The organism is Methylobacterium sp. WL119 (genome assembly GCF_008039875.1).
Lineage (GTDB): Bacteria > Pseudomonadota > Alphaproteobacteria > Rhizobiales > Beijerinckiaceae > Methylobacterium.
In genome coordinates, this window is sequence record NZ_VRUU01000136.1 from 1 (window position 1) to 10627 (window position 10627).

10 protein-coding genes and 1 pseudogene are annotated in these 10627 nt (G+C 70.2%); 10 read left to right on the plus strand and 1 reads right to left on the minus strand.

The annotated features are described in order from the left end of the window. The 5 genes and pseudogenes from FV227_RS26090 to FV227_RS26110 all read left to right on the plus strand — a co-directional run. Window positions 1-441 (plus strand): annotated as a pseudogene (locus FV227_RS26090) (cell division protein FtsZ); the annotation flags it as partial. A gap of 489 nt (window positions 442-930) precedes the next feature. Beyond that, on the plus strand, window positions 931-1878 hold the full coding sequence (gene lpxC, locus FV227_RS26095; RefSeq protein WP_147728110.1) for a UDP-3-O-acyl-N-acetylglucosamine deacetylase: 948 nt from the start codon (window positions 931-933) through the stop codon (window positions 1876-1878). Window positions 1879-2134: 256 nt separating this feature from the next. Continuing rightward, window positions 2135-3013 carry an outer membrane protein assembly factor BamD gene (locus FV227_RS26100; protein WP_147728111.1) on the plus strand — a complete coding sequence of 293 codons (879 nt, stop codon included), beginning with the start codon at window positions 2135-2137 and terminating at the stop codon, window positions 3011-3013. A gap of 176 nt (window positions 3014-3189) precedes the next feature. Beyond that, entirely contained in the window at window positions 3190-4863 is a 1674-nt protein-coding gene (gene recN, locus FV227_RS26105) for a DNA repair protein RecN (RefSeq protein WP_147728112.1), read from the plus strand. A gap of 133 nt (window positions 4864-4996) precedes the next feature. Next, the gene (locus FV227_RS26110) at window positions 4997-5191 is read left to right on the plus strand and encodes a hypothetical protein (protein WP_147728113.1); all 195 of its coding nucleotides are present in this window, start codon (window positions 4997-4999) and stop codon (window positions 5189-5191) included. A 112-nt stretch (window positions 5192-5303) separates the two neighbouring features. Here the strand turns inward: FV227_RS26110 and FV227_RS26115 are convergent, their stop codons facing one another. Beyond that, window positions 5304-5561 carry a hypothetical protein gene (locus FV227_RS26115; protein WP_147728114.1) on the minus strand — a complete coding sequence of 86 codons (258 nt, stop codon included), beginning with the start codon at window positions 5559-5561 and terminating at the stop codon, window positions 5304-5306. A 291-nt stretch (window positions 5562-5852) separates the two neighbouring features. On the opposite strand from FV227_RS26115, the gene pstS reads away from it, so the two are divergent. The 5 genes from pstS (at window position 5853) to phoU (ending at window position 10562) form a co-directional block, all read left to right on the plus strand. Beyond that, window positions 5853-6893, plus strand: a complete 1041-nt coding sequence (gene pstS / locus FV227_RS26120) for a phosphate ABC transporter substrate-binding protein PstS (protein WP_147728115.1) — start codon at window positions 5853-5855, stop codon at window positions 6891-6893. A gap of 191 nt (window positions 6894-7084) precedes the next feature. After that, window positions 7085-8065, plus strand: coding sequence for a phosphate ABC transporter permease subunit PstC (pstC, locus tag FV227_RS26125; protein WP_147860258.1), 981 nt, complete (start codon window positions 7085-7087; stop codon window positions 8063-8065). 10 nt (window positions 8066-8075) lie between these two features. After that, complete coding sequence (pstA, locus tag FV227_RS26130) at window positions 8076-8966, plus strand: phosphate ABC transporter permease PstA (protein WP_147728563.1); 891 nt, start codon at window positions 8076-8078, stop codon at window positions 8964-8966. A 31-nt stretch (window positions 8967-8997) separates the two neighbouring features. Continuing rightward, window positions 8998-9816: a phosphate ABC transporter ATP-binding protein PstB gene (gene pstB, locus FV227_RS26135; protein WP_147728562.1), complete on the plus strand. Its 819-nt coding sequence runs from the start codon at window positions 8998-9000 to the stop codon at window positions 9814-9816. 32 nt (window positions 9817-9848) lie between these two features. Beyond that, complete coding sequence (phoU, locus tag FV227_RS26140; protein WP_147728561.1) at window positions 9849-10562, plus strand: phosphate signaling complex protein PhoU; 714 nt, start codon at window positions 9849-9851, stop codon at window positions 10560-10562. Window positions 10563-10627: the final 65 nt, after the last annotated feature.

Sequence of the window (10627 nt, forward strand, 5' to 3'; positions counted from 1 at the left end):
CCCGAGCCGGTCGCCCAGCACCATGCCGGCCCGTTCATGCCGCCGCGCCCGGCAGCTCCCGTCGCCGCCCCGCTCGCCCGCGCCCCGCGGATGCCGCAGATCCACGAGCTGCCGCCGATCGCCCAGACCCAGATCGCCGCCAGCCGCGGCGAGCCGGTCGACAACCAGGGCGACACCAAGCGCACCAGCCTGCTCCGCCGCCTCGCGACCGTCGGCTTCGGCGGCCGCCGCGAGGAAGCCGAGCCGGCGCCGGCGCCCCGCGCCCAGCCGCAGGTCCAGGCCCCGATGCCGCCGGCCCCGCGGGTCCAGGCTCCGGTCGCCCCGACCTACCGCCCGGCGCAGGGCAACCTCGACGCGCAGGGCCGCATGGCGCCCCAGCCGCGGATGATGGACGACGACCAGCTCGAGATCCCGGCCTTCCTCCGCCGGCAGGCCAACTGATCCGACGCTCACCGAGACCCCGCGGGCGAAGGCCCGCGGGACTTATTCGCGCGATTCGCCGCCCGGCCGGGATGCCGCCCGGGCGCCTGTCGCACCGCAGCATGGATCCGCCGCTCCGCGAGGGCCGGCGGGTTCTTTCGTCGTTCCGGGCGCCGTTTCCGGTCCCGTCGCGCGGCCTCGGACCCGGTCATGGTGCCTCGAAGACACAGCGCGCCGCGGTTGTAGAGGGCTTGTTAACCATTCGTTAACATGTTGCACTGGAACGATATTCCCGAGATCGCGGCGCAAGCGTGTCTGTAACACAGCGTAAGAAAGCGTGATTTGGCCGTGCTGTGCGCCGCAGCTATAAAAATCTCGGACCAACGAATAGCGGCGCGGTTTTCGGACCGACGCCGCACGCAGGGGCTTCAAGCAGCGGACGGATCGGAAGGCGTCGTCACCACGCGAAATGCGGGGTGGCGTGGCCGGATCGCGGCCGAGGGCTAAGGAATGCGGACGAACCAACAAACAACCCTCAAGGGCGCGACCGTGCTGAGCGGCATCGGCGTCCATTCCGGAAACCCGGTTGCGATCACGCTGCGCCCGGCTTCTGCGAACCACGGCATCGCTTTCCTCCGCACCGGAATGGCCTCCGGCAACGACCGTCTGATCAAGGCCCACCACGCCTGCGTTTCCGCGACCGAGCTCTGCACCGTGATCGGCGACGTCGAATCCGGTGCGGTCGCCACGATTGAGCACCTGATGTCCGCCTTTTACGGCCTGGGCGTCGACAACGCGCTGGTCGAGATCGACGGACCGGAAATGCCGATCCTCGACGGAAGTGCGCTCCCCTTCGTCAAGGCGATCGACGCGGTCGGCATCGCGCAGACCGGCACCGCCCGCCGCTGGATCAAGGTGCTGCGCCACGTCCGCATCGAGGCGGGCACCGCCTTCGCCGAGCTGCGCCCGATCGACCGGGGCTTCCGCCTCGACGTCGAGATCGATTTCGAAAGCCCGGTGATCGGCCGCTCGCGCAAGGCGATGGACCTCACCGCCGCCGCCTACCGCCGCGAGATCGCCCCCGCCCGCACCTTCGGCATGATGAAGGACGTGGAGCGCTACTGGAAGGCGGGCTTCGCCCTCGGCGCCTCCCTCGAGAACACCGTCGCCGTCGGCGAGACCGACGTGGTCAATCCGGAAGGCCTGCGCTTCGCCGACGAGTTCGTCCGGCACAAGTTCCTCGACGCGGTCGGCGACCTCGCCCTCGCCGGGCTGCCGCTCCAGGGCGCCTACCGCTCCTATTGCGGCGGGCACCGCATGAACGTCGGCATCCTCGAGGCCCTGTTCGCCGACCGTGCGAACTACGCGATCGTCGAGGCCCAGGGCACCCGCCGCGAGACCGCGCTCGCCGAGTTCGGCGCCGGCCTCGGCATCGCCGCCTTCGCCGGCGACCTCTGAGATCTCTCCGGCAAACCGCCTGCCGCCCGCGGGCGATGTGGCCTGCAAGACACAGCCGCCCGCCGATCTGCGCGGGCGTGGAACCGCCGCTTTCATGCCCGAATCTGGCGCCACGGTGAATCGTCCGTGAAGAGCGCGGCAGTCCGGGATGCGGTGGCACCTCGGACCCGGTAGAGTGCCGGCGCCGACACGACGTCACGATGGCTCAACGGCGCGCTGCGACGCAGGACGCGCCCGTTCGGGGGAAGAACCGCCAATGCCTGTCACCCTTCGGACCCGCGGAGCGGCGGCGGCCGTGCTCATCACCGCCTTCGGCCTCGGTCTCGGCGGCTGCGACGCGCTCGACCCGACCAACCTGTTCGCCGACAAGTACAAGCCCGAGGTCGTGCAGGACACGCCGGCCGACAAGCTCTACAGCGAAGGCTTGGCGAAGATGGAAGACAGCGACTACGAGGGCGCCGTCAAGAAGTTCGATTCGCTCGACAAGCAGTACGCCTATTCCGACTGGTCGCGCCGCGCGCTGCTGATGACGGCCTACGCGAACTACGAGGGCCAGAAGTACGACGACGCGATCACCGCCTCGAAGCGCTACCTGCAGCGGCACCCGGCGAGCAAGGACGCGGCCTACGCCCAGTACCTGATGGCGATGTCGCAGTACAAGCAGATCCCCGACGTCACCCGCGACCAGGACCGGTCCGAGAAGGCGCTCGTCGCCCTGCAGGAGCTCGTCCAGAAGTATCCGACCTCGGAATACTCGACCGACGCGAAGGCCAAGATCCAGATCACCCGCGACCAGCTCGCCGGCAAGGAGATGGAGGTCGGGCGCTACTACCTCGAGCGCCGCAACTTCCCTGCCGCGATCAATCGCTTCCGCGACGTGGTGAGCAAGTATCAGACGACGCGTCACGCCGAGGAGGCGCTGGAGCGGCTGACCGAGGCCTACATGGCGCTCGGCATCACCGCCGAGGCACAGAACTCGGCCGCCGTGCTCGGGCACAACTTCCCCGACAGTCCCTGGTACAAGGACGCGCACGCCCTCCTGCAGAACGGCGGCCTCGAGCCGCGCGAGGAGAAGAGCTCGTTCCTCAGCAAGATCTACTCCTCGGTGATGGGCCGCACGGCCGCCGCCCAGTAGGCCGCCCGCGCATCACGACCGGACGCGACTCGCGGGCGGGGCTTCGGCTCCGCCCGTTTCGCATTTCGGGGGTGCGGTCGGCCCGGCATCGGCCTACATGACGGCTTCGTATTTCCCTTAAGTTTGGGTTGCCCGGCCGGACGACGGCCGGCGCCCCGGAGGCTCGAAGGCGCGGCATGCTGGTGCAGCTCGCGATCCGCGACATCGTCCTGATCGACCGGCTCGACCTGAACTTCTCCGGCGGGCTCAGCGTGCTCACCGGCGAGACCGGCGCGGGCAAGTCGATCCTGCTCGACGCGTTCAGCCTGGCGCTGGGCGGGCGCGGCGACGGCTCCCTCGTGCGCCACGGCGAGGCGCAGGGCGGCATCACCGCGGTGTTCGACGTCGGACTCGACCATCCCGCCCGGCGGATCGCCGCGGAATCGGAGATCGACACCGAGGGCGACCTGATCCTGCGGCGCACGCAGATGGCCGACGGGCGCACCCGCGCCTTCGTCAACGACCAGCCCGTCGGCGTGCAGGTGCTGCGCGCGATCGGCGCGGCCCTGGTCGAGATCCACGGCCAGCACGACGACCGCGCGCTCGCCGACGTCACCACGCACCGCGCCATCCTCGACGCCTTCGGCGGCCTGAGCGGCCCGCTCGACGCGGTCGCGAAAGCGGCCAAGACCGTCCGGGTCGCCCGCACGACGTTGGCCGAGCATCGCGCCCGCGTGGAGACCGCGCGCCGGGAGGCCGACTTCCTGCGCCACGCGGTCGAGGAGCTGGCGGCCCTCGATCCGAAGCCCGGCGAGGAGGCGACCCTGGCCGAGCGCCGCACCGTGATGCAGCAGAGCGAGAAGGTCGCGCGCGAGCTGAACGACGCGCTCGCCGCCGTCGGCGGCTCGCATTCGAGCGTGCCGCAGCTCTCCTCGGCGATCCGCAAGCTCGAGCGCCGGGCGGCGCAGCTGCCGGCTTTGGTCGAGCCCTGCGTCGCGGCGCTCGACGCTGCCCTCGTCGCCCTCGACGAGGCCCGCGCCGTCCTCGACGCGGCGGTGGCCGAGGCCGAGTTCGACCCGCGCGAGCTGGAGCGGGTCGAGGAGCGGTTGTTCGCCCTGCGCGCGGCCTCGCGCAAGTACGACGTCGCCGCCGACGACCTCGCCGCCCTGCGCGAGCGCTACGAGGCGGATGTCGCCGCGATCGATGCCGGCGAGGAGGCGCTCGCCGGCCTGGAGGTGACGCTGCAAACGGCCGAATCGGCCTACGCCAAGGCCTCCGAGAAGCTCAGCGCGGGGCGTCGGCGCGCGGCCAAGGCGCTCGACGCCGCCGTGCAGGCCGAGCTGCCCCCGCTGAAGCTCGAGCGCGCCCGGTTCATCACCGAGATCGTCACCGATCCCGAATCGCGCGACGCCGCCGGCATCGACCGGGTCGCGTTCTGGGCGCAGACCAATCCCGGCACCAAGGCCGGCCCGATGATGAAGGTGGCGTCCGGCGGCGAGCTGTCCCGCTTCATGCTCGCCCTCAAGGTGGTGCTCGCCGACAAGGGCTCGGCGCCGACGCTGATCTTCGACGAGATCGACACCGGCGTCGGCGGCGCGGTCGCCGACGCGATCGGCGCGCGGCTGGCTCGGCTGTCGCAGGACGTGCAGGTGGTGGCGGTGACGCACGCGCCCCAGGTCGCGGCGCGCGCCGGCACGCATTTCCTGATCGCCAAGGACGCGGTGAAGGGGGCTGGCCGCGTCGCCACCCGCGTCGCCTCGCTCCCCGTCGCGGCCCGCCGCGAGGAGATCGCCCGCATGCTCGCTGGCGCCACCGTCACCGACGAGGCCCGCGCCGCCGCCGCCCGCCTGCTCGAAGGCGCGGCGGTCTAGGATCAGATACCGATGAGCGCGCAGAACGGTCGGTTAAGGTTAATCCCTCCTTAACCATCCGGACCGACACTGTTGGGATCCGGTGGCGAAACCGATTCGCGGACGCCGGCGCTTCCATGTTCCGGGGGGGACCATGCATCAGGCCGCAGCCAAGTTCGAAGTCCTCGCGTCGCATCGCAACGGCGCCAGCGTCGACACCCATCATCTCGGCCAGACCCTGCGCACCGTCTACGAGGGCAGCGTCGACAAGCAGCCGATCCCCGATTCCCAGGTCGACCTCCTGCTGCGCATGCGCCAGAAGGAGCGCGACCGCCGCCGCAGCGCCTGAGGCTGGGAGGCGGCCCGCACGCGGCTCGCCGCGGGGGACGACCCGTCGATCGTGGGGCGAAGTGGCGAGGTTCGCCCGATCGCCGCGAGACGCGGGACCCAGCCGAGACAGGCTACCAGCGGCGGGCGCCCGGGCGACGCTGGTATTCGGCCGCGCGGATGCGCGTCAGCACCCGGTCGAGGCTCATCAGCATCGACGCCTCGTCGGCGCGGGCCCGCTCGGCCTCGCCCGGCTCCGTGCTGAAGTTCTGCCGTGCCTTCGCCAGCGCCAGGTCGCGCTCCAGGGCCTCGCGCTCGGCGTGGAGCGCCTGGTAGGCGTGGTCGTCGGGGAGCGGCGCACGCGTCGGCGCCGCAGGCGAATCGTGGGACACGGGATCGACCTTCCGATCCGGCGAGTTGCGGCGGGATGCTCGCGACAGGGCCCGGATCGCAATGAGAACGCGCCAACACCGTAAAGCGTGCCATCGCCACAGCATTCGCCGGCCGCGTTCGCGCTCGCCTCGAGCCCTGGTTGCGCCGTGTCATGTGGCTGTCATCTGCGTGCCCTAACGGCGGCGGTGTCGAGCGATGCGGCCGCGGCCGCCGGGTCGCCGGGTGGCCCGCGCGAATGCGAACGCGCGGATCGCGCTGCCCGGCACGCTCGACGGATGACGGAGATCGATGTGAAACCCTTCACCTACGCGCTCGCCCTCGGCCTCGCGACGGCGCAGCTCGCCTTTCCGGCGCTCGCCGCCGACATCACCGGCGCCGGTGCGACCTTCCCGTTCCCGGTCTATTCCAAGTGGGCGGAAGCCTACCGCAAGGACAGCGGCACCGGCCTGAACTACCAGTCGATCGGCTCTGGCGGCGGCATCAAGCAGATCCAGGCCAAGACGGTCGATTTCGGCGCCACCGACGCGCCGCTGAAGGGCCCCGCCCTGGAGAAGGACGGCCTCGTCCAGTTCCCGACCGTGATGGGCGGCGTCGTCGCCGTCGTGAACATCCCCGGCGTCGAGCCGGGCAAGCTCAAGCTCACCGGCGACGTGATCGCCGACATCTACGCCAACAAGATCACCAAGTGGTCGGACCCGAAGATCGCCGCGCTCAACGAGGGGCTGAAGCTCCCCGACGCGAACATCACCCCGGTCTACCGCTCGGACGCCTCGGGCACGACGAACATCTTCACCACCTATCTCAGCCAGGTCTCCGAGGGCTGGAAGAAGGAGTTCGGGGCCGCCACCACCGTGAGCTGGCCCGCCGGCCAGGGCGGAAAGGGCAACGAGGGCGTTACCGCCACCGTCAAGCAGGTCCCGAACGCCATCGGCTACGTCGAGTCGGCCTACGCCAAGCAGAACAAGCTCAGCTATGCGCTGATCCGCAACAAGGCCGGCAAGTTCCCGCAGCCGGACGACAAGGCGTTCCAGGCGGCCGCCGCCAGCGCCGACTGGAAGAGCGCGCCCGGCTTCGGCATCACGCTCACCGACCAGGCCGGCGACGACGCCTGGCCGATCACGGCGGCGACCTTCATCCTCGTCCACAAGGAGGCCGCCGATCCGGCCAAGTCCGCCGACGTGCTGAAGTTCTTCGACTGGGCCTACAAGAACGGCGACAAGCTCGCCTCCGACCTCGACTACGTGCCGCTGCCGGACGCCGTCGTCGGCCTGATCCACGAGGAGTGGAAGCAGGTGAAGGGCAAGGACGGAAAGCCCGTCCTCGGCATGTGAGGCCGAACCCGCGGGGCCGCACGCGGCCCCGCGGCCGATCGCGACGAGCGGACGGCCCGCGCGAAGCGCGAGGGCTGCCCGTTCCCCGAGCGGGCGCAGCGTCCTCGCCGGATCTCGCCCGCGCGTCCGGCCCCGCCCTCGCGCCCGGCCGTTCGGCGCGCTACCACGCCAGCCGGTGAAAAGAACCGCGGATGACCGCCTTGACTGAACAGATCGCCGTGACGCGCGCCGCCTCGGGCGCACGCCTGCGCAAGGGGCCGAGCAAGGGCCTCGACGCCCTGTTCCGCGCCGCCGCCTACGGTTCGGCCCTGCTGGTGCTGCTGGTGCTCGCCGGCATCCTCGGCTCGATCCTCTACGGCGGCTGGCCCGCCTTCCGCGAGTTCGGCTTCGGCTTCCTCACCTCGAGCGCCTGGAACATCGGCACCGAGCAGTACGGCGCCCTGGTCGCCGTCACCGGAACGCTCGCCTCCGCGGTGCTCGCCCTGGTGATCGGCGTGCCGATCTCGCTCGGCATCGCGATCTACCTGACGCAGCTCTGCCCCGGCTGGGCGCGCAAGCCCGTCGGCATGACGATCGAGCTGCTCGCCGCCGTGCCCAGCATCATCTACGGCATGTGGGGCCTGTTCATCTTTGCGCCGCTCTTCGCCCGATTCGTGCAGATGCCGGTGTCGAACCTGGTCGAGGGCATGCCGATCGTCGGCACGCTGTTCTACGCCCGCGTGCCCTCGGGCGTCGGCGTGCTCACCGCCGGCATCATCCTGGCGGTCATGATCGTGCCGTTCGTGGCCTCGATCGCCCGCGACATGCTCGACCAGATCCCGACGATCCTGCGCGAGAGCGCCTACGGCATCGGCTGCACCACCTGGGAGGTGGTCCGCCACGTGCTGCTGCCGCAGGCCTCGGTCTCGATCATCGGCGCGATTATGCTCGGCCTCGGGCGCGCCCTCGGGGAGACCATGGCGGTGACCTTCGTGGTCGGCAACGCCAACCGCCTCTCGGCCTCGGTGTTCGATCCCGGCTCGACCATCGCCTCGCGCATCGCCAACGAGTTCAACGAGGCCGACGGCCTGCAGCTGAACTCCCTGATGGCGCTCGGCTGCATCCTGTTCGCGATCACCTTCGTCGTCCTGATCATCGCCCGCTTCCTGACGCGCCGCGTCAAGGTCGCCTGAGGGACCCGCCATGGACGCTCCCAACACGATCCGTCCGGCGCCGGCCTTGAAGCCGGCCCGCATCCGCGGCAGCCGCCGGGTCGCCGACCGCACGCTGCGGATCGCCTGCCTGGCGGCCACCGTGCTCGGCGCCTTCGTCCTCGGCTCGATCCTGCTGATGCTCATCGTCGAGGGCGCGCGCGGATTCTCGCCGCTGCTGTTCACCCAGCCGACCCCCGGCCCCGGCTCGGAAGGCGGTGGCATCGCCAACGCCATCCTCGGCAGCCTCGTGCTCACCGGCATCGGCATCTTCATCGCCACGCCGATCGGGCTGATGGCCGGCACCTACCTCGCCGAGTACGGCCGCGGCTCGAAGCTCGCCGAGGTGATCCGCTTCCTCAACGACATCCTGCTCTCGGCCCCCTCGATCCTGATCGGCCTGTTCGTCTACACCCTGATGGTGCGGCCGATGGGGACCTATTCCGGCTGGGCCGGCGGCGTCGCGCTGGCGATTATCGCGACCCCTGTGATCGTGCGCACCACCGAGGACATGCTGCGCCTCGTCCCCGGCACGCTGCGCGAGGCCGGCGTGGCGCTCGGCGCCCCGATGTCGACGGTGATCCGCAGCGTGACCTGGCGGGCGGCCTCGGCCGGCATCGTCACCGGCATCATCCTCGCGCTGGCCCGCATCGCCGGCGAGACCGCGCCGCTCCTGTTCACGGCGCTCAACAACAACTCGTGGTTCAGCCCGGACCTGATGGGCGGCGTCGCGAACCTGCCGGTGATGATCTACCAGTTCGCCCTCTCGCCCTACCCGAACTGGCAGCAGCTCGCCTGGGCCGGCGCGCTCCTGATCACCATGACGATCCTGCTGCTCTCGGTCGTCGCCCGCTTCGTCATCAAGCCGCAGCGCGCCCGCTGATCCGCCGCCGGCATCCACGAGGAACACGACGATGAACGCCGCTCCCGCGATCAACGCCACCCGGTTCGACGGCCGCAACCCGGCCGACGAGCACGCGCCGATCCGCATCAGCGCCCAGGCCCTGAACTTCTACTACGGCCAGTTCCACAGCCTGAAGAACATCAACCTCGACTTCCACGACCGGCAGGTGACCGCGCTGATCGGCCCCTCGGGCTGCGGGAAGTCGACCCTGCTGCGCACCTTCAACCGGATCTACAGCCTGTACCCGGAGCAGCGCGCCGAGGGGCAGGTGCTGCTCGACGGCCAGAACATCCTCGATTCCGGCGTGGACCTGAACGAGCTGCGCTCGCGCATCGGCATGGTGTTCCAGAAGCCGACGCCGTTCCCGATGTCGATCTACGACAATGTCGCCTTCGGCCTGCGGCTCTACGAGAAGCTGCCGAAGTCCGAGCTCGACGGCCGCGTCGAATCGGCCCTGCGCAAGTCCGCGCTGTGGGACGAGGTGAAGGACAAGCTCAAGCAGTCCGGCATGGGCCTCTCCGGCGGCCAGCAGCAGCGCCTGTGCATCGCCCGCACGGTGGCCCAGAGCCCGGAGGTGATCCTGTTCGACGAGCCGACCTCGGCCCTCGACCCGATCTCGACCGGCCGCATCGAGGAGCTGATCGAGCAGCTGCGCAGCGAGTTCACGATCGTCATCGTGACGCACAACATGCAGCAGGCGGCCCGCATCTCGCAGTTCACCGCCTTCATGTATCTCGGCGAGGTCATCGAGGTCGGCCCGACCAACCGCATCTTCATGAACCCGACGGTGCGCCAGACCCAGGACTACATCACCGGCCGCTTCGGCTGAGCCGCACCCGGATCGTTCGAGGACCCACGCCCATGCCCGGCCACATCGTCACGTCCTACGACACCGACCTCGAAGACCTGCGCCGCTCGATCTCCGAGATGGGCGGCGTCGCCGAGAAGATGATGACCGAGGCGACCGACGCGCTCGTCCGCCGCGACACCCAGCTCGCCCAGGCGGTGATCGTCGCCGACAAGCGCCTCGACACGCTGCAGCGCGAGATCGAGGAGCGCGCGGTGCTGCTCATCGCCCGGCGCCAGCCGATGGCGATCGACCTGCGCGAGACGATCTCGGCGATCCGCGTCTCGGGCGACCTCGAGCGCATCGGCGACCTCGCCAAGAACATCGCCAAGCGCGTCGTCGCGATCAGCGACCAGGCCCAGGCCCAGAAGATCGTGCTCGGCGTGCAGCACATGAGCGACCTCGTCCAGGAGCAGCTCAAGGACGTGCTCGACGCCTATGCCAGCCGCGACGTCAACGCGGCCCACAACGTGTGGGAGCGGGACGGCGAGATCGACGCGCTGTACAACTCGCTGTTCCGCGAGCTGCTGACCTACATGATGGAAGACCCGCGCAACATCTCGTTCTGCACGCATCTTCTGTTCTGCGCCAAGAACGTCGAGCGCATTGGCGACCACACCACCAACATCGCCGAGACGATCCACTACCTGTCCACCGGCGAGAACCTCGCGGGCGACCGCCCGAAGAACGACGCCTCGAACTACGCGACGGTGGCACCGGGCGCCTGAGGGCTGCCGTCTCCTCCCCTCCTCCTCTGCGGCGGAGGGTGGGCCTCGCGTGAGCGGGGGTCGGG

Coding starts and splice junctions, on each gene's coding strand:
- lpxC (WP_147728110.1), top strand. CDS start 931: ATGCGGACGAACCAACAAACAACCCTCAAGGGCGCGACCGTGCTGAGC.
- FV227_RS26100 (WP_147728111.1), top strand. CDS start 2,135: ATGCCTGTCACCCTTCGGACCCGCGGAGCGGCGGCGGCCGTGCTCATC.
- recN (WP_147728112.1), top strand. CDS start 3,190: ATGCTGGTGCAGCTCGCGATCCGCGACATCGTCCTGATCGACCGGCTC.
- FV227_RS26110 (WP_147728113.1), top strand. CDS start 4,997: ATGCATCAGGCCGCAGCCAAGTTCGAAGTCCTCGCGTCGCATCGCAAC.
- pstC (WP_147860258.1), top strand. CDS start 7,085: ATGACCGCCTTGACTGAACAGATCGCCGTGACGCGCGCCGCCTCGGGC.
- pstA (WP_147728563.1), top strand. CDS start 8,076: ATGGACGCTCCCAACACGATCCGTCCGGCGCCGGCCTTGAAGCCGGCC.
- pstB (WP_147728562.1), top strand. CDS start 8,998: ATGAACGCCGCTCCCGCGATCAACGCCACCCGGTTCGACGGCCGCAAC.
- phoU (WP_147728561.1), top strand. CDS start 9,849: ATGCCCGGCCACATCGTCACGTCCTACGACACCGACCTCGAAGACCTG.